At 57.8% G+C, this 18032-nt stretch carries 16 protein-coding genes; 11 read left to right on the top strand and 5 right to left on the bottom strand.

Translation table 11 applies throughout. From position 1 onward, the window contains the following. Window positions 1-289: 289 nt before the first annotated feature. The 8 genes from MNODULE_RS00955 to MNODULE_RS00915 all read left to right on the top strand — a co-directional run bounded on the left by MNODULE_RS00955 (window position 290) and on the right by MNODULE_RS00915 (window position 11118). The gene (locus MNODULE_RS00955; RefSeq protein WP_181070902.1) at window positions 290-1279 is read left to right on the top strand and encodes a sigma-54 interaction domain-containing protein; all 990 of its coding nucleotides are present in this window, start codon (window positions 290-292) and stop codon (window positions 1277-1279) included. Window positions 1280-1661: 382 nt separating this feature from the next. Further along, window positions 1662-2747, top strand: a complete 1086-nt coding sequence (locus MNODULE_RS00945) for a porin (protein WP_168057628.1) — start codon at window positions 1662-1664, stop codon at window positions 2745-2747. Window positions 2748-2891: 144 nt separating this feature from the next. After that, window positions 2892-4310, top strand: coding sequence for an ammonium transporter (locus MNODULE_RS00940; RefSeq protein WP_422666742.1), 1419 nt, complete (start codon window positions 2892-2894; stop codon window positions 4308-4310). 12 nt (window positions 4311-4322) lie between these two features. Continuing rightward, window positions 4323-4661: a P-II family nitrogen regulator gene (locus MNODULE_RS00935; RefSeq protein WP_168057627.1), complete on the top strand. Its 339-nt coding sequence runs from the start codon at window positions 4323-4325 to the stop codon at window positions 4659-4661. Between the two features lie 194 nt (window positions 4662-4855). Next, the gene (locus MNODULE_RS00930) at window positions 4856-6688 is read left to right on the top strand and encodes an SLC13 family permease (RefSeq protein WP_168057626.1); all 1833 of its coding nucleotides are present in this window, start codon (window positions 4856-4858) and stop codon (window positions 6686-6688) included. Between the two features lie 70 nt (window positions 6689-6758). Then, complete coding sequence (gene glnD, locus MNODULE_RS00925) at window positions 6759-9362, top strand: [protein-PII] uridylyltransferase (protein WP_168057625.1); 2604 nt, start codon at window positions 6759-6761, stop codon at window positions 9360-9362. 25 nt (window positions 9363-9387) lie between these two features. Next, entirely contained in the window at window positions 9388-10734 is a 1347-nt protein-coding gene (locus MNODULE_RS00920; RefSeq protein ID WP_238339165.1) for an ammonium transporter, read from the top strand. Window positions 10735-10779: 45 nt separating this feature from the next. Then, window positions 10780-11118, top strand: a complete 339-nt coding sequence (locus tag MNODULE_RS00915; protein ID WP_168057624.1) for a P-II family nitrogen regulator — start codon at window positions 10780-10782, stop codon at window positions 11116-11118. Here MNODULE_RS00915 and folB read toward each other — a convergent pair. The 3 genes from folB to MNODULE_RS00900 all read right to left on the bottom strand — a co-directional run bounded on the left by folB (window position 11115) and on the right by MNODULE_RS00900 (window position 12779). After that, the gene (folB, locus tag MNODULE_RS00910) at window positions 11115-11474 is read right to left on the bottom strand and encodes a dihydroneopterin aldolase (RefSeq protein WP_168057623.1); all 360 of its coding nucleotides are present in this window, start codon (window positions 11472-11474) and stop codon (window positions 11115-11117) included. The genes MNODULE_RS00915 and folB overlap by 4 nt on opposite strands. An 18-nt stretch (window positions 11475-11492) precedes the next feature. Next, window positions 11493-11780: an NAD(P)H-dependent oxidoreductase subunit E gene (locus tag MNODULE_RS00905; RefSeq protein ID WP_168057622.1), complete on the bottom strand. Its 288-nt coding sequence runs from the start codon at window positions 11778-11780 to the stop codon at window positions 11493-11495. Window positions 11781-11849: 69 nt separating this feature from the next. Then, window positions 11850-12779: an RNA polymerase factor sigma-32 gene (locus tag MNODULE_RS00900; RefSeq protein ID WP_168057621.1), complete on the bottom strand. Its 930-nt coding sequence runs from the start codon at window positions 12777-12779 to the stop codon at window positions 11850-11852. 212 nt (window positions 12780-12991) lie between these two features. Here MNODULE_RS00900 and MNODULE_RS00895 point away from each other — a divergent pair, with 212 nt between their 5' ends. Then, the gene (locus tag MNODULE_RS00895) at window positions 12992-13438 is read left to right on the top strand and encodes an Hsp20/alpha crystallin family protein (RefSeq protein ID WP_168057620.1); all 447 of its coding nucleotides are present in this window, start codon (window positions 12992-12994) and stop codon (window positions 13436-13438) included. 45 nt (window positions 13439-13483) lie between these two features. On the opposite strand, the gene MNODULE_RS00890 is transcribed toward MNODULE_RS00895, so the two are convergent. Next, complete coding sequence (locus tag MNODULE_RS00890) at window positions 13484-13891, bottom strand: hypothetical protein (RefSeq protein ID WP_168057619.1); 408 nt, start codon at window positions 13889-13891, stop codon at window positions 13484-13486. A gap of 347 nt (window positions 13892-14238) precedes the next feature. On the opposite strand from MNODULE_RS00890, the gene MNODULE_RS00885 reads away from it, so the two are divergent. Beyond that, complete coding sequence (locus tag MNODULE_RS00885) at window positions 14239-14673, top strand: hypothetical protein (protein WP_168057618.1); 435 nt, start codon at window positions 14239-14241, stop codon at window positions 14671-14673. Window positions 14674-14935: 262 nt separating this feature from the next. After that, window positions 14936-15421: a peptide-methionine (R)-S-oxide reductase MsrB gene (gene msrB, locus MNODULE_RS00880; RefSeq protein ID WP_168057617.1), complete on the top strand. Its 486-nt coding sequence runs from the start codon at window positions 14936-14938 to the stop codon at window positions 15419-15421. A 7-nt stretch (window positions 15422-15428) separates the two neighbouring features. Here msrB and hrpB read toward each other — a convergent pair whose 3' ends face one another. Next, the gene (gene hrpB / locus MNODULE_RS00875; RefSeq protein ID WP_168057616.1) at window positions 15429-17963 is read right to left on the bottom strand and encodes an ATP-dependent helicase HrpB; all 2535 of its coding nucleotides are present in this window, start codon (window positions 17961-17963) and stop codon (window positions 15429-15431) included. Window positions 17964-18032: the final 69 nt, after the last annotated feature.

Genomic DNA, 18032 nt, shown 5'->3' with positions numbered 1-18032 from the left:
GCTCCTTTCCATTCTCTATCCCAGGCTATACCATTTCTTGGATCGGGGAGTCAATGACGAACGGCATCGCTATCATACTAACTCGGTATCAAATCGAAGTACAGAAAAAAACCGGCTTGACACACTTGTTTGATTGAGGTACGATACATCACAACACAAAGATGTGTTCTGACGAGGACGTCCCATTCCAACATCCGTTGGGGTGGGACGTTTTGTTTTTAGAGGGAAGACAGCCCGTCCACGTCGGGCACGAATCTCCAAGAGGACGACTGCAGGGAGGAAGAGTTTTATGGCCATAGAGTCTCGGGTTTCGAGCGCGCTGATCGGCCGCAGCCCCGTCATGAAAGATATCTATCGGGAGTTGATTCGCGTCAGCCAGAGCAAAGCCACGGTTCTCCTTCGCGGGGAGAGCGGGACCGGGAAAGAGCTGATCGCGAAGTTGATCCATGAAAACAGCCCCCGCGCCCACAAGCCCTTTATCAAAGTCAATTGCGCCGCCCTTTCGGAGACATTGCTGGAGAGCGAGCTTTTCGGTCACGAAAAGGGGGCCTTCACCGGCGCGATCCAAATGAGAAAGGGCCGGTTCGAGCTGGCCGACGGGGGAACGATCTTCCTGGATGAAATCGGCGATCTTCCCCTTCCGGTCCAGGTGAAATTGCTGCGGGTCCTGCAGGAAATGGAGTTCGAGCGGGTCGGCGGGGTTGATACCATCTCGGTCGACGTCCGGACGATCGCCGCTACCCATCGTCAGCTTGAGAACGCGATCCTGGAGGGGAGCTTTCGTCAGGACCTCTACTACCGGCTGAATGTCGTGCCGATTCATCTTCCGGCGCTCCGGGAGAGACGGGAAGATATTTCCTTGCTGATCGAGCACTTTCTTGAAAAGTTCAATAACGAAAACAATAAAAAAGTCCACCTCTCCAATGACGTGATCCAGCTTCTCATCCACTATGATTGGCCGGGAAACGTCCGCGAGTTGGAGAATTGCATCGAGCGGCTGGTGGTTTTGGCGGAAGATGAATCGGTGACATTCAAGACCATCCCCCCGGCGATACAGACTTATTTCAACGATATTAAAACGGTCACTCCGCCCATTGCCTCCGACAAGCGGGGTTCTTTCACGGAAAAAATGCAAGGAATGGAGCAAGAGGCTCTTAAAAAAGCGCTGGAGCGGTCGGGATGGGTCCAGGCCAAAGCGGCCCGATTGCTTGGAATGACCCCGCGGCAGGTCGCTTATAAGATCAAGAAGTACAAGCTCTTTCCCGAAAACCCATTTTAGTGGACAGTTTTGTCGTAAATGCGACACAATTGTATAGATTCAGACCATATTTGTCGGGTCGGCTGTTCAGGCGCTTTCAGAAGCTACAGATTTTTCAGGACTTTTCAAGATATTTCAATTTGGCATACCAGTTGCTCTAGTATCCTGGACAAACCGACTACACCGATGTAATCGTTTAAAGGCTGGCAAAGGCGCCGCCGGATTGATCCTTCGTCCTGCGGCGCCTTTTTTTGAGTTGTTGTAGAGCAGATAAAATTAGAGATCGACTACGCTGACGTAATCAATGTAGGCAGGCAAGGGCGCCGCCGGATGTTTATCTATCCTGCGGCGCCTTTTTTTTAACTTAACCGATCACATTCATACAGGGGAGGAAAAAGCAGAGATGAAAAAAACATGGGGGGCGGGTTTTGTCGTTCTGTTCTTGATCTTATCGACGGGGAGGTTGTTTGCGCAAGAACCGGCAGAATCGCCGTTTCAGATCAGCGGATTCGTCGATACGTATTACAGCTTCAACTTCAATAGACCCGACTCCAATACGAATGGGCTCAGCAACTTTGATTTCTATCATAACGCCTTCAGCGTCAGCTTGGCCGAAATCGTCTTGGCGAGAACGGCCGAGCCGGTCGGTTTTCGCATCGATCTTAATTTTGGAACCACGACCGACTTCGTCCACTGCGGTGCTTTCTCCTGTCCGGGCGGGGCCTCTGAAGAACCGTACAAAAACATTCAGCAGGCCTATGTGACCTGGGCTACGCCGGTCGGCCTGACCCTCGATATGGGTAAATTTGTCACCCATATGGGATTGGAAGTGATCGAGTCGAAGGACAATTGGAACTACACGCGGGGGCTCCTCTTCTGCTGTGCGATCCCCTACTATCATGCCGGGCTGCGGGCGAACTATGCCATTTCCGACATGATCTGGGTGAACGGCTATGTCCTCAACGGCTGGAACAATGTGGTCGAGAATAACAACGGTAAAACATTCGGAGCCCAAGTTGGAATCGTTCCGATCCAACCGCTGACCGTCATTCTGAACTGGATCGGTCCTGAACGATCGGCCGGAGGCGGTTTTCAGGATCGGCATGTCTACGATGCGATCGTCATGTTTAATGCGACAGATAACCTTTCCTTTGCAGCCAACTACGATTACGGCACGCAAGATCCAATCGGCGGCGGAGACAGTATGACCTGGTCGGGGATTGCTCTCTACGCCCGACTGGCGGCGGACCCTTATGCCGTTGCCGTTCGCGTTGAGAATGCCACCGATGATGACGGCGTCATGTTCGGAACGGCCGACAATACGGTTCAAGAGGTCACCGTCACCGGAGAGGTCAAGGTGGCGAACAATCTTCTGATTCGGGCCGAGTACCGTTACGACATGGCCGATGAAGATATCTTCGAAGACGAAGGCGGGGCGGTCACCGATACACAGAACCGCGCCGTCCTCGGCGTGGTCTATAGTTTCTAAATTCATCTGTAATACAAGGAGGAAAAAATGAAGGATTTAAAGATCGGTTGGATCGGAATTCTGGCGGCGTTGGTGATGTCACTCTCCCTCCCGGTGTGGGCGGAAGAGGCGGCGGCGCCGGCGGCAGAAGCCCCCGCGATGACGATGGAGAGCACAGAGAGCGCTCCACCGGCCCCGCCTGCGGTCGAAGGCCCCTCGGAAACCAAGGTCGCCCTCGACACCCTCTGGGTGGTGATTGCCGGGATGCTCGTTTTCTTCATGAACACCGGATTCGCCATGGTGGAATCGGGCTTCTGCAGGAGCAAGAACACCGTCAACATCCTCTCGAAGAACTTCATCGTCTTCGCCATCTCCACGCTGGCCTTTTGGTTCATCGGCTGGGGGTTGATGTTCGGCGACGGGAACGGATTCGTCGGGACGAGCGGTCTCTTCTTCCTCGGCGGAGAGGATAACTCGCCGATGACCGGCGACGGCTACAGCGGCGTCTACGGCGCCATCGCGTGGGCGACGGTCCCCCTGCTCGCCAAGTTCTTCTTCCAGCTTGTCTTTGCCGGAACGGCGGCCACGATCGTCTCGGGGGTGGTGGCCGAGCGGATCAAGTATCTCTCGTTTATCGTCTTCTCCTTCGTTCTGGTCGCTTTCATCTATCCGATCGTCGGGCACTGGATCTGGGGAGGCGGTTGGATCGCAGGACTGGGGATGTGGGATTTCGCCGGGTCGACCGTGGTTCATTCGGTCGGCGGCTGGGCGGCCCTGGCGGGAGTGCTGGTTCTCGGCGCCCGGCTCGGAAAATATAAGGACGGTCGGGTGCAGGCGATCCCCGGCCACAACATGGCGCTCGGCACCCTGGGCGCGCTGATCCTCTGGCTCGGCTGGTATGGCTTCAACCCCGGAAGCACGATGGCGGCGGCGCCGGGCGATATTTCTCGGATCATCATCACCACCACGCTGGCCGCGGCGGCGGGACTTCTCGTCTCGACGGCGACCGCCTGGACCATGCTTGGGAAACCCGATCTCGGCATGTCGATCAACGGCATGCTCGGCGGCTTGGTCGGGATCACCGCCCCCTGCGCCTTCGTCTCTCCCGGCAGCGCGGTGATCATCGGCGCAATCTGCGGCTTCCTAGTCGTTCTGGCGGTCATGATGTTCGATCGGCTTCAGATCGACGATCCGGTGGGGGCCCTTTCGGTCCACCTGGTCTGCGGAATTTTCGGAACACTCGCGGTCGGCCTCTTCGCTCAAGATGCAATGTTGCCGAACACCACCGGCAACGGCCTCCTCTTCGGCGGCGGGGCGAAGCTGCTGATCAGCCAGTTGATCGGAGTCGCCGCGGTCGGGGCGTTCACCTTCGTGGTCTCTTATATCATCTGGGTGGCGATCAAGGCGACCCTCGGCGTCCGGGTCAGCGAGCAGGAGGAGATGGAAGGGTTGGATATCGGCGAGCACGGCAATGCCGCGTATCCCGATTTTGCCGTCAGCATGATCTCCAGCAGCGGCGCAATGAATGTCGGCTACGCTTCACCGAAACCGAAGGTGTCCGAGACCGAAAAGGTAATGCGATAGGGAGGAACGCCAATGAAAAAAGTCGAGGCTGTCATCAAGCCGTTCAAGCTGGAAGAGGTGAAAAAAGCCCTCTCGGATATCGGAATCTACGGGATGACGATTACCGAGGTCAAAGGGTTCGGCCGCCAGAAAGGACACAAAGAGCAATACCGCGGGGCCGAATATACGATTGAGTTCGTCCCCAAGATCAAGGTGGAGATCGCCCTATCGGACGAGGACGAGGAGAAGGTGGTTGCCACGATCATGGCGGCCGCCAAGACCGGGAGCATCGGCGATGGAAAGATCTTCATTACGTCGCTGAGCGACGCTGTTCGGATCCGAACGGGAGAAAGCGGGGAAGCGGCGCTGTAGATCGGTTTTGGTCCGGTTCGGATGAGCGGCCCGTGTGAGGATTAGAATCTTCATCACAGGCCGCTCCGTGTCGGCTTGCCTCCGGTGCCGCGGCGAGCGATCAGATTATCCGGTTGTTCCGGCGCATTTTCTGCTATATAATGTCCCGAAATCAGCGCCTCTCCGCGGTACCGGCGTGGTAAAAGATCGGTTCAATGGACCCTGTGACAGAATCATCGAACGACATCGTTGAGATAGAATCGAAGTGGTATTTCGCCATCTGTCTCGCCATTGCCGCCCTAATCGGAATCTTCACCTGGAACAACCCTCCCAGTCCGAATCTTCTCGGAATCGAGGTGTTGGCGACCATTCTGATCCTTTTCCTCTTCGGGTCGATCCGTTATCGGATCGACAAAAACGCGATCACGTATGGAGCGCTCCCGATCATCTTCGTCACCTTCTTCCCCCTTTGGTGGCCCCAGTCCCAACTGCGTGAGGAGATGTCTCGGGAAGGGGGAGCCGCCTTGTGGCGTGCGATTCGGGAAAATCTTCTCTCCATCGACGGCCTTGAGAAGTTGATCCACGGCGATACGATGCTTTTTATCCTGGGGCTGACTTTTTTCGTCAGCGTCATCTCCCAGACCCGCTTGCTGGAAGCGGTCAGCATGAATCTCCTCCGGATCTTCGAGGGGCGCGTTTTGGCGACGGTTCTGACCATCGCGGGATTGGTCTCCTTTGCCTCCGGCATCTTGGACGGCGTCTCCATGATCGGCCTGACGATCCGCGTCTTGGTGATTATCCTGGTGATGGCGCGGATTCGGCACGAAGGGATCGAATTCATCATCATGATTTCGGTGATCCTGACCACCGTCTGCGGAATGTGGCTCGCTTACGGAGAGCCCCCGAACCTGATCATGAAGTCCAATCTCAGCCTCCCCGATACTTTTTTTCTGAAATATGCGTTGCCGATGGCGGTCGTTACCTTCCTCATTGTCTCCCAATTTATTTCCGGCTGGTTGAAGGGGGCGATGATCCCCCTGGATGAGCTCGACGTTCTGGAGAAGAATATCGCCGATGTCCGGTTCCATCAAGCCGCGCGGAAAGGAGAGGTCAAAGAGATCGAGGATATGTTCAAGGAGTACGCCGGACGCTTTGGAGAAAAAAAGGCGGCGGTGGATGCCCTCTACCATGAGGGACATCATCCGATCTCGGCGATGATCCGGGCCAAGGTCGATGAAGAGACCGTGAACGCGTTCATCGGGGATTTTTTGGGAGAAGCGTTTGTCGCGCCGGTGAAGTCCTATTATCATCATCGGAAACAAAGGGGGAGTCCGGGAGAGCGGGAGTTGGAGCTGCGGGAGGCGGGGGTGATCGAACGCTTGCTGGAGGACACCCGTGTTCAACGGAACGCCGCGCAGAGATGGGGCAAGCTCGCTTTTATTCCGTTCCTCGGCTTATTGTTTTGGCACGCCCGGAATCACGATGTTCCCCTCTTTATCTCGTCGATCGCCGCGTTTTCCTTCGCGCTGTTGGGGATTTTGGCCCACACGAAGATGAGAAAACTCGCATTGCGGGAAGCGACCCACGAATATAAGGAGTACCTTTTTCTCTTTCCTCTTTTTCTTTCGATCACGATGCTCACGGCGGTCGGATTTTTCGATCAGTTGAAGGCGGCGATCGAACGGGGGGTGGACCTTCTCGGCCCCGCCCATGTGGCGGTCATCCAGTTCCTCGGATCGGGGCTTCTCTCGGCGGTGCTGGACAACAACGTCGTCGCCGATTTCGCCTCCCGGGCCATTCACGGGATGCCGGATATGTTCCTCTTCGCCGCGGCCCAAATCGCCGGATATGCGGCGGGAGGCTCTCTCACCCACATCGGCTCGGCCCAGTCGGTGGTCGCCTTCGCCTACATCCTCCGGTATGTCGATCCCTCCTTCACCCCGTTGGGCTGGATCAAGGCGATGTGGCGGCTGGTCGTCATCATCTCGATTGCCCTGATTGTCATTCTCTATATCAAAGCGCTTCTTGTCGGTTCTGTTCCGGGATAGGTCCCCCTTCTTTTGAGGTTAAGGCCCGCCGCGATGTATGGTAGAATGAACCACCTAAGAATGGAGCAGGATGCACTCTCAGGCCAATATTCTTGCTGATCTTCGCCTCCTCTTTGGGGCCAGGCAGAAGGAGATCCGTGCCTTTCACGATCAGGGCGGGACCGGCCTTCGCGTCGTCGAGGCCCTCTCGGATCTGGCCGACCATCTCCTGCTGCGGGGATTTCAGTCGATCAACCCGACGCTGATCCAGGAATGGGGGGGAACGATGGTCGCCATCGGCGGCTACGGCCGCCGGGAGCTTTCGCCGGCCTCGGACATCGACCTGATGTTCCTCTTCCCCGAAGGACGCGCGAGGCAGGCCGAAAGACTCGCGTCGGAGCTGCTCCCCTTTTTTTGGGACCTCGGATACAAGGTCGGCCACAGCGTGCGCAGCGTGGAGGAGTGCATCGCCGCCGCCAAGCAAGACGCCCTCATCGGCACCTCCCTTCTTGAATCGCGCTTTCTCACCGGCGATCGCGGCCTGTTCCAGCAGTTTCACGAAGCCTTCTTCTCCAAGGTGGTCGGAAAAAATCTAAAGGATTTTTTGGTCCAGCTCGACAACGGAAGAGCGGCGGGGCGAAAGGAGTTCGGCGCCACCCCGTATCTTCTGGAGCCGAACCTCAAGCAGAGCCCCGGCGGGCTTCGCGATATTCATCACCTCCGCTGGGTGGCGCTGGCCCGCTATCGGACCAATTCTCTCGCGCAGCTTTTTCAGTGGGGGCTTCTCTCCAACGCGGAATATTCAAGCCTGACCACCGCCCTCGATTTTCTCTGGAAAATTCGGAACCAGCTTCACTTCAAAGCGGGAAAGGCCTCCGACCATCTGACGATGGAGCTGCAGGAAGAGCTCGCCCCCTTTTTTCATTTCGAGAACCGGCGGGAGCTGATGCGCCAGTATTATATCCTGACCGGTTGGGTCATCGAGATTTCGGATCGGTTTATCCGGGACGCCTTTCCGGTCAGCCGATGGCAGAGGTGGCAACGCGCGTGGCAGACCCGCCAGGCGGCCCCCGGCTTTCAACTCTCCGCCGGAGAGATTGTTCCGCAGGCGACCAATCTTCATCAGTTCTTCGGGAACGATGAAAATCTCCTTCGAATTTTTCTCCTTGTAAAAGAACACGGCGCCCGCATTCCCGGCCCGGTCCTCGAAGTCCTCCACCAGGTTGCCGATCAGGAGCGGGACCGGCCGATTTCACCGGAGGCGGCCGTCCTCTTCCGCGAAATCCTCTCGAAGCCGGGACGGATCGCCGATACCCTGCGCGTGATGCACCGGACCCATGTTCTCTGGCGGGTCATCCCGGAGTTCGCGCGTGTTCAACGGCTGGTCCAGGAGAGCCGGTCCCATTTTTTCACCGTGGACGAACATAGCTTCCGCGCCGTGGAAGAGGGGGAGCGCCTGGCCGCCGAGGGGGGGCCGATCGGAAAAATCTACGCGGGAATCCAAAGAAAAGATCTCCTCCACCTGGCGCTTCTTCTGCATGACGTGGGGAAGGGGCGCGATGAGGACCACAGCGCGGTCGGAGCGATGCTCGCCGAAGCGGCCGGAGTTCAGCTGGGATATGCCGACGAGGAGCGCGCCCTTTTGGTGTTTCTCGTCCGGCGTCATCTGATTTTGTCCGAGGTGGCGCTCTACCGGGACTTTTCAAACGAGCCGGTCCTCCTTCAATTCGCCAGCGAGGTCGCCCGGCCGGAAACCCTCAAAAAACTGTTCGTCTTAACCTGCGCCGATATTCGCGCGGTCGGCCCCGGCACCTGGACGAGTTGGAAAGGAGAGCTTCTCCTCAAACTCTACGGGGAAGCGCTTTCGATCCTGACGGGAGAAGAGGCCGATCCTGAGGAGCGGAAGGTCGAGATGATCGTCGCGCGCCTCCGCCAGGAGGCAAAAGGCAAATATCCGGAGGTTTGGCTGGAAGAGACCGTCCAAGGATTGATTCCACGCTACCTTTTGACCACCCCCTTCGAGAAAGTGCTCGCCGACTTGTCGGCCCTCTTCCACTTGCTGATCGATCCGATTCATGTCGCGGCGCGCTACCTTCCCGATTCCGGGATGACGGAATATACCCTTTACACCTATGATCAGATCACACCCGGTCTCTTCTCGAAGATGACCGGCGTGCTGGCCGCCAAAGGGCTTCAGATCATGGGGGCGCAAGTCTTCACCCAATCGAACGGCATGGTCGTCGATACGTTCCGGGTGATCGATCCCGATTATACCGGGCCGGTGCCGCCCGATCGGATCGAAACGATCTCGCAGGCGGTCCGGAGCGTTTTGATCGGTCAGGAAACGATTGAGGCCCTCTTCACGCGGGGACAACGGTTTGGGTCTCACAAGGAACCCCCTCCGACGGTTGCCGTGCGGGTGGAGCTCGACAACGACAGCTCCCATCACTTCACGATCATCGATATTTTTGCCCCCGACCGGCGGGGACTCCTTTATGTGATTGCGAAAACAATCTTCGATCTCGGTCTCTCGGTCCACTCGGCCAAAATCGCGACGCGGCTCGATCAGATCGTCGACGTTTTCTACGTGCAAGGTCCCGAGGGGAAGAAGATCACCGATTCGGAAATGATCCGGAAGGTGAAGGAGCGGCTCACAAACGAGATTCAGCAAGGTTCGACCGGCAAAGGAAAGTAGGCTCACAACCATCAGGGGAGGAACAATGGCAACGAATCGACGCATGCAGGTTTATCTGAGTTGGCTGCTGGTTTTGTTGTTTTTAACCCTGTTCATCGGGTTTCATCCGCCGTCCGCCTTTGCCCAGGAAGCCCCCGCTCCCTCCGCCATCGATACCGGCGACACCGCCTGGATGCTGGCCGCTTCGGCATTGGTGCTGTTGATGACCCCCGGCCTCGCCCTTTTCTACGGCGGGATGGTCCGGACCAAGAACGTCCTCGGCACGATCATGCAGAGCTTTATCATGATTTGCCTGATCAGCGTGCAATGGGTCCTTTGGGGGTATACTCTCTCGTTCGGTCCCGATGTCGGCGGCTTGATCGGAAGCCTCGCCTGGCTCGGGCTCAACGGGGTGGGACTGGAGCCGAATCCCGACTACGCCGCGACCATTCCCCACCAGGCCTTCATGATCTTTCAAGCGATGTTCGCCATCATCACCCCGGCGCTGATCACCGGGGCCGTCGCCGAGCGGATGAAATTCTCGACCTTCCTTGTTTTCTCGCTGCTCTGGGCCACCTTCGTTTATAATCCGATGGCCCATTGGGTCTGGGCGGTCGGCGGATGGATGCGGAACATGGGGGCCCTTGATTTTGCGGGGGGGACGGTGGTTCACATCAGCTCCGGCGTTTCCGCGCTGGCGGCGGCGCTCTATATGGGAAAGCGGATCGGCTATGGGAAGGAGCCGATGCCGCCGCACAATCTCTCGATGACGGTCCTCGGCGCCGGGATTCTCTGGTTCGGCTGGTTCGGCTTCAACGCCGGGAGCGCGGTGGCATCGGGTGCGTTGGCGACCTCCGCCTTCGTCGTCACGAATACCGCCGCCGCCGCCGCGGCCCTGACCTGGATGTTCGTGGAGTGGTCGCATCGGGGAAAGCCGACCGTCCTGGGGGCGGTCAGCGGCGCGGTGGCCGGCCTGGTCGCCATCACCCCGGCCTCCGGCTTCGTCGGTCCGATCTCCGCCCTGCTGATCGGGATCGGCGGCGGTTTTGTCTGCTACTTCGGCGCCGTGATCCTGAAGAATAAGCTTGGATACGACGACTCCCTCGACGCTTTCGGGGTGCATGGTCTCGGCGGCACCTTCGGCGCCTTGGCCACCGGAATCTTCGCCAGCAAGGCGATCAACGCCGCCGGCGCGGACGGTCTTTTATACGGCAATGCCAAACAGCTCCTCATCCAGGCGATCAGCGTGGTCGCCACCTGGGTGTTCGCTTTCGTCATGACGATGATTCTCCTGAAAATTCTCGACGCCACGATGGGACTGCGCGTGACGAAAGAGAAAGAGATCACCGGACTCGATATGTCGGAGCATGGGGAAAGCGGCTACAATCTCTGATCTCTTTCGATTATAATAAGCATCCTAAGGCAAGGAGGCGAGGCGATGAAGAAAATCGAGGCGATTATCAAACCGTTCAAGCTGGAAGAGGTGAAGAAGGCCCTCAATGACGTGGGGATTGTCGGGATGACGGTGACCGAGGTGAAGGGATACGGGAGGCAGAAGGGACACAAGGAGCTTTATCGCGGCGCGGAATACACGGTGGAGTTCGTCCCGAAGTTAAAGATCGAGATCGCCTTGTCGGATAAAGATGTCGATAAGGCGGTGGCGACGATCCTCGCCTCGGCCAAAACCGGAAGCATCGGCGACGGTAAGATTTTTATCACCGATCTGGAGGGGTCGATTCGGATCCGGACCGGCGAGAGCGGGGAGGGAGCGCTTTAGTTGCGGTTCCGGACGATTTCGACGACAACCCCTCCCCGAATTTCTTCGCGGGGGGGGAGGCATTTTTTCACGCGGACGCTCACGGAGACGATCCGCCGATCTTCCAAGATTTTTTCGGCGATTCTCTCCGCGAGGGTCTCGATGAGACGAACGCGGCTCTCCCGTCCGATCTTCGCAATCTCGCCGCAAAGCTGATCGTAGTCGATTGTATCCTTGAGCTGATCCGTTCGCGCCGCGCTTGCGACATCACATTTCATCTCCACGTCCACCGAAAGTCGCTGGCCGATGGTCCGCTCCTCTTCCGTGACGCCGCAATGGCCGTGGAATTCAATCTGATAGATCGCCAGCGTGTCCATATTGCTCCGAGCGAAGGTTTAATCGACGGGGATTTGAACGAGACGGGAGAGGACTTTCCCTTCGATCAGGTGCTCTTTGACCAGTCGGCCGACCTCTTTTTCTTCCATGTGGCCGTACCAGGTTCCTTCCGGATAGATCACCATGTTGGGGCCGTTTCCGCACTGCCCCAAGCAGCGGCAAAGGGTGACCCGGACGTTCTTTCGAAGGTGGTGCTCTTCTAGTTTTTGCTGTAGGATCTGCAATGTTTCTTCCGCCCCCTGCTGGCTGCAGGTCGGGCCGGTGCAGACGAAAAGATGATGAAACACATCCGCTCCTTAAGGTTGGCGGTTTATACCATACCGACCGGAAAATGTAAACGGCCGGGGGCCGCGTTTTTATAGCGGCCCGATGTCTTTGAAGTCCTTGATCTTCTGCTTCATGAACTTTTTCAAATTTTTGATGAGATTCTCTTCAAGCTGACGGACCCGCTCTTTGGAGATCTTGTACTTCTTGCCGAAGATCTCCAGCGTTTTCGGATTCTCGGAGAGAATCCGTTCGTTGAGGATTTCTAACTCCCGCGGCTTCAGCGTTTTTGAAAATTCCTTCAGCTTTTCCTGAAAGAGCTCCTGAAGCTCATCTTTGGCCAAACGGTCATCGACCGCTTCCTGATCCGAAGGAAGGAGATTGGCCAGCGTTTCATCCGATTCGGGGCCGGCCGGCGCATCGAGGGAGGTCTCCCATCCCCCGAGCCGCTGCTGCATCTCCACCACCTCTTGCTCCTTCACGTCGAGGCGATCGGCAAGGAGTCTCGGTCCCGCCTCATACCCCATCTTCTCCAGATGCTCCCGCTCTTTTGAGAGACGGAAAAAGAGTTTTCGCTGCGCCTCGGTCGTGCCGATTTTCACCAACCGCCAGTTGTGAAGGATATATTTCAGGATATAAGCGCGGATCCACCAGGAGGCGTATGTCGACACCCGAATATCTTTGTAAGGGTCGAACTTCTTGATCGCCTGCATCAACCCGACGTTTCCTTCCTGAATCAAATCCATCAGGTTGAAAGGAAGATTTTTATACTCCATCGCAATGGAAGCGGCCAATCGAAGATGGGAGAGAATCAATTCCGTGACCGCCTGGAGATCTCCCTCCTCTTTGAATTTGATGGCAAGCCGCTTTTCCTCCTCTCGGCTGAGAAAAGGATACTGCCGGATCTCCGCCAAATATCGCTGCAGGGGATCAGAAACGGCGACCCCCTGTTCATCGGGCTCCACCGGCTCGATATCGGTCTCCGGCGTCGCTTCTATGTTTTCGATTTCAAATTCTTCCATGGTCTTTCCATTCCGAATCTATCAGGAAAAAAAGTATAACAAAAAAAGGGGGGATAAAAAAGTGGCTCCCGGCCCCTTGACCCTCCCCAAAGAAGAATTATCTGATCGATGTGGCTCATGGGAAACAAGGCCTTGACTTTCATCCGCTACGGATTATTTAGAAAATAAATCATTTCCGCCGCCGAAAGCGGCTTATTTAAGAGGAGGAACCTATGGCGATCGTAAAGTGGGAACCGTTGAAAGATTTTGTCACCTTTCAGGATCGAATGAATCAATTTTTGTCTGACACCTTGAATAACTACGAGACGGAAAACGGCCGACTGGTTCAAGATTGGGTGCCGGCGGTCGATGTTTATGAAGACGCCGAGGCGATCCAGCTGAAGGCGGAGCTGCCCGGCATGGAGATGAGAGAGATCGAGGTCAAAATCGAAAACAATGCCCTGGAAATTCGGGGGGAGAAAAAGATCGAGCAGACGGAGAAGAAAGAGAACTACCACCGGATCGAGCGGGTGTTCGGGCGCTTCTCCCGATCGTTCCGGCTTCCGAACACGGTCGCGCAGGATAAAATCAAAGCGAAATATGACCGGGGCGTGTTGACGATCACCCTGCCGAAACGGGAAGAGACCAAACCGAGAAGCATTACGGTTCAGGTTGAGTAATCAATCCAATCCCCCAGCCGGAACAAGCTGGGGGATTTTTTTGTCTTAATTCCGGAACGCCTTTCTTCGGGCGTAAAGATAAATCATAAAAAGGACGAGGACGATCATAAAGACCGTCCTGATCCGGTGAGGGGGCGGGAGGACCAGGCGGCTGACCGTCGCGCTGGCCAGGCCGTAAAGCGAATAAAACATGAAAAGAGGATAAGCCCACCGGCGGCCCAGAATGGCGCCGTATCCGGAGGCGAAATGGAGGACCGGGGAGAGAAATTTGAAAAACCATCCGACTCCCCCGGTCAGCTTCATTCCAAAGACAGGAAGCCCATACGCCGGATTCGCAAGAATGATGTAGGTATCCATGATTCCGGAGAGGATCATCAAGACGCCGAAAAAAATAAGATCGGCCGGGACGGATTGACGAACCGGGACGGTCTCCTGAGAGATCGAAGTAGCCATGATGTCTCCTCCCATAAATGTGGTAGACCAAACATCCTGATCGGATCTGGCAAGATTTTAACAAATCGCCCACGGCAAGGGCCACATATATTTTATTTGTAAAGAGGTTCGCTACAAGCGCGTTGCGACGGCGGGGGATGACAGATGGATCGAGGGTGTATATACTGTATCAATCTGAAAATTAAAAAATGATCCCCATTTCTATTTAGGATATGTTATCTTTACAAAACACTCAAATGACAGATTCGCATTCAGCCTGCATCGATCGGCCGCTCACCGCCGATGAATGACTTCAAGGGGAAGGGATTTCCTCTTTAATTAAAGGTCCTAACGAGAGGAGGCAAGGAATGGCAAAAGAGAAGGCCGCGGAAAAGGCGAAATCTTGGCAGGACCGAGAATTACCGAGGACCTTTGAAGAGAAAGCGTATCGACTCCAGCAAGCGTTTATCAATTGGGTCGATGAGAATCCGGACCGGCTCCGGTTCCGGGAAGATGGGGATTGGATCACCACCCGGATGGTGGAGCTCCTTCTTCTGGAAAAAGCGGCCGAATGCAGCAGCCGCAGGCGGGTCGATTCGATGCGGCTGGTTGCGACCGATATGATGGTAAAGGTGGTCGACGACCCGACGACGTTGAAAGAGATCGAAGCGAAGGTAGACGAGCTCTTCAAGGAGCTGGAGGCCTACGATGAAATGGGCTTAAATGATCCGCGCTATCAGGCCAGGATTCAGGCGTTGTCCGATCGGCTGACCGGAAAGAACAACAAGCAAAAAGAAGAGTAACCACGGCTCAACAACGCTCTTGAACCAAAGGGACCCGGGGTTTTAGCCGGTAGACATGATTCGTGCCGGCAACCGGAGCGAACCGATTGTCCGGCCCCCCACCAGGGTCCTTATGGTTGTCACCACTACGTCTATTTGAGATCTCCCCTTCTTCCCATTTTTCCCAATCCCTCTGTAAGGAATATCGTGCCCGTGCGACGAATGGATAAGCGGCAAATAGGGCATATGGTTTTTGACAGAACCGGAATACGAAGGAGAACCGATGAATCGGAGAAACGTATTAAAAGCCGGGACGGTCGGCATCCTCGCCTATCTTCTTGATCTTTGGCCGGCCGGGGCGGAGGAGCCGGAAGGGGGCTTCGAGATTACGAAAACCGACGAGGAATGGCGGGCCATTCTCACGGCGGAGCAGTATGGCGTTTTACGAAAAGAGAAAACGGAGGCTCCTTTTAAGAACGCCTACCATGATCACAAGGCCCCCGGTATTTACCACTGCGCGGGGTGCGACCTTCCCCTCTTTTCATCGAAGACCAAATATGACAGCAAAACCGGCTGGCCGAGCTTTTGGGAGCCGATCGAACCGACGGCGGTCGGAACCAGGACCGATTGGAGGCTTTTCTTCTCTCGGACGGAGGTCCACTGCCGGCGGTGCGGCGGCCATCTGGGACATGTTTTCGATGACGGTCCGCCGCCGACCGGGTTGCGGTATTGCATCAACTCGGCGGCGTTGACGTTCGTGTCGGCCTAAAGCGACCTTAAGACGACCGCCGCTTCGTGCGCGCCGTCGGCGGCGCATTCCATGGATCATCGGGCCAGGGATGTTTCGGATAACGTCCCTTCAGCTCCTTCTTCACCTCGGCATAGGTCCGTTCCCAGAAGCCGCGCAGGTCCTGCGTCACCTGAATCGGACGCCGGGCGGGGGAGAGAAGATGGAGCGTCACCGGGACCCTTCCCCACCCCACCCGGGGCGTTTCGGCCAGTCCGAACATCTCTTGCAGTTTCACCGCCAATACCGGCGAGTCGCCGGGCCGGTATTCCAGCCGAAGTTGGGAGCCGCTCGGAACGGTCAGATGGGTCGGCGCCCCTTCCTCCAACCGCCGGTTTTGATTCCAGTCGAGCCGGGCCTTCAGCGCTGCGAGCAGATCGAGTCGCTTCAGATGCTCCCGGCGGGTGATGCCGGTTAAAAAAGGCCCGAGCCATTCTTCGAGGCGCTCTTGCAGCGCGGCATCGGAGGGATCGGGCCACCCTTCCTCCGGAAACCAATGGCGCAGAGAGAGCACCCGCGCTTGCCAGTCGCGGGCTTCGGGGGACCAGGGAAGCGCCGCGATGCCGAGCTGGCGAATCCCCTCCAGCATCGACGCGAGACATTTCTCCGGATCAGGGCGCGAAAGGGGGGCGCTGTCGATGAGCAGCTCCCCGAGGCGCTCTTCACCCAGCGCAATCACCCGCTGCTGCCGAGCGTCCCAGCGAATGACCGCTTCGGTCCGGATCTCGGGGGCGAGTTCCCGGCGGAGCGTATCGACATCGATGGCGGCCGCCAAATAGATGGCTCCCTCTACTTCGCCCGCGTCGACGCTTGCGACGACAAGATAGGGGAGGCGCATCCGCTGTTCATGCTCCGGCAGGCGCGCCCCCCGGCCCGAAGCGAGGAGGTAGCGGATCTCGCCCGGCGCGCGTTGCTGCGCGATCCGGTCGGGATAGGCAAACGCAAGGAGAAGACCGGTTTTTTCCAGATCCTTTCCGCTTTCCGGTTCATTGCTTCGCAACAGCCGTTGATACTGGCGGGCCGCCTGGTCGACACGCAGACAGGCGGCCGGGTCCACCCCCGAGGGTTGCGCTCGTCCTTTCCCCTCCTTCCGGAAGGCGCGGAGCGCTTCCATCCGTTCGACAAGGCTGGTGGAGCGCCGGCGCTCGCCGATGAAAATATCTCTTTCCGAAAGCAGTGCCGCGATGTCGCAAGCCAGGGGCCCGAGACCCCGCGCCTCGGCCCGATCCAACATATGGGCCAGACGCGGATGCATGGGGAAGGGGGCCATCGCCCGGCCCGAAGGGGTGATCGAACCATCCTCTTCGATTGCACCGAGCTGGACGAGCAATTGACGCGCCTGGGCCAGCGCCGAAGGGGGAGGCGGGTCGAGCCAAGCAAGCGTCCCCGCGTCGCGCACCCCCCATTGCGCCAGCTCCAGCGCCAGCGGCGCCAGGTCGGCGGCGCGGATTTCCGGGATCGGCTGGGCCATCAGCCCGCGCTGTGTCGCCTCGCTCCAGAGCCGGTAGCAGACGCCGGGACCGAGCCGCCCGGCGCGGCCGGTGCGCTGTTCGGCCGAGGCGCGGGAAATTCGCTTGGTGGTCAGCCGGGTGAGGCCGCTGCGGGGATCGAACTCGGGAACCCGCGCAAACCCCGCATCAATGACGACGCCGATCCCTTCAATCGTCAAGCTGGTCTCCGCGATCGGCGTCGCCAGCACCACCTTCCGCCGTCCTTCCCCGGATGGTTTGATCGCCCGGTCTTGCGCCTCCCAGGGGAGATCGCCGTAAAGCGGATAGACGTCGACCGGACTTTGTGGACCTTGCGTCGAGAGGTTTCCCAACAGCGCCTGCGTCCGGCGTATTTCCCAGGCGCCGGGAAGGAAAACAAGAAGATCCCCCCGGTCGTGCTCGAGCGCCTGCACGATCGCCTGACGGACCGCCTGCGGCAGCCGGTTTCCCGGTTCCGGATCGGCCGGGGCGTAGCGCACCTCCACCGGAAAGCTCCGTCCTTGACTCGTTACCACCGGCGCATCGCCGAGGAGCGCCGACACGGCCGCCCCCTTCAGCGTGGCCGACATCACCAGAAGCTTGAGGTCCTCTCGCAAAACCCGCCGGCTGTCGAGGCAGAGGGCCAGCGCCAGGTCGGCATGCAGATGCCGCTCGTGGAATTCATCGAAAATCACCAGCCCCACCCCCTCCAGCGCGGGATCGGATTGCAAGCGCCGGGTGAGGATCCCTTCGGTCAGCACCTCAATCCGCGTCTTTTTTGAGACCTTGCTCTCGAAGCGGATCCGATAGCCGACGGTCTCCCCCACCGACTCGCCGAGGAGAAACGCCATTCGCGCCGCCGCGGCGCGCGCCGCCAGCCGGCGGGGCTCCAAAATCAGAATCGACCGATGTTTCAGCCAGGGTTCGTCTCGCAGGGCCAATGGAACCTGGGTGGTTTTGCCGGCGCCGGGCGGCGCCTGAAGCACGGCGGAGGGGTGCGCCGCAAGCGCTTGCCGCAAGGAGGGGAGGACTTCATCGATCGGGAGTGAGGACATCGACCTCTCAAGTGAGCCGGGTGAAAACGTCTGCGATTATACACCTCCCCGCTGAAATAGGGGAGAAGG

The organism is Candidatus Manganitrophus noduliformans, from assembly GCF_012184425.1.
In the GTDB taxonomy this organism is placed as follows: domain Bacteria; phylum Nitrospirota; class Nitrospiria; order SBBL01; family Manganitrophaceae; genus Manganitrophus; species Manganitrophus noduliformans.
Note: the sequence above shows the minus strand (reverse complement) of the source record. Positions and strands in the feature narration are given on the sequence as shown.

Coding starts and splice junctions, on each gene's coding strand:
- MNODULE_RS00955 (WP_181070902.1), top strand. CDS start 290: ATGGCCATAGAGTCTCGGGTTTCGAGCGCGCTGATCGGCCGCAGCCCC.
- MNODULE_RS00945 (WP_168057628.1), top strand. CDS start 1,662: ATGAAAAAAACATGGGGGGCGGGTTTTGTCGTTCTGTTCTTGATCTTA.
- MNODULE_RS00940 (WP_422666742.1), top strand. CDS start 2,892: ATGGAGAGCACAGAGAGCGCTCCACCGGCCCCGCCTGCGGTCGAAGGC.
- MNODULE_RS00935 (WP_168057627.1), top strand. CDS start 4,323: ATGAAAAAAGTCGAGGCTGTCATCAAGCCGTTCAAGCTGGAAGAGGTG.
- MNODULE_RS00930 (WP_168057626.1), top strand. CDS start 4,856: ATGGACCCTGTGACAGAATCATCGAACGACATCGTTGAGATAGAATCG.
- glnD (WP_168057625.1), top strand. CDS start 6,759: ATGCACTCTCAGGCCAATATTCTTGCTGATCTTCGCCTCCTCTTTGGG.
- MNODULE_RS00920 (WP_238339165.1), top strand. CDS start 9,388: ATGGCAACGAATCGACGCATGCAGGTTTATCTGAGTTGGCTGCTGGTT.
- MNODULE_RS00915 (WP_168057624.1), top strand. CDS start 10,780: ATGAAGAAAATCGAGGCGATTATCAAACCGTTCAAGCTGGAAGAGGTG.
- folB (WP_168057623.1), bottom strand. CDS start 11,474: ATGGACACGCTGGCGATCTATCAGATTGAATTCCACGGCCATTGCGGC.
- MNODULE_RS00900 (WP_168057621.1), bottom strand. CDS start 12,779: ATGGAAGAATTTGAAATCGAAAACATAGAAGCGACGCCGGAGACCGAT.
- MNODULE_RS00895 (WP_168057620.1), top strand. CDS start 12,992: ATGGCGATCGTAAAGTGGGAACCGTTGAAAGATTTTGTCACCTTTCAG.
- MNODULE_RS00890 (WP_168057619.1), bottom strand. CDS start 13,891: ATGGCTACTTCGATCTCTCAGGAGACCGTCCCGGTTCGTCAATCCGTC.
- MNODULE_RS00885 (WP_168057618.1), top strand. CDS start 14,239: ATGGCAAAAGAGAAGGCCGCGGAAAAGGCGAAATCTTGGCAGGACCGA.
- msrB (WP_168057617.1), top strand. CDS start 14,936: ATGAATCGGAGAAACGTATTAAAAGCCGGGACGGTCGGCATCCTCGCC.
- hrpB (WP_168057616.1), bottom strand. CDS start 17,963: ATGTCCTCACTCCCGATCGATGAAGTCCTCCCCTCCTTGCGGCAAGCG.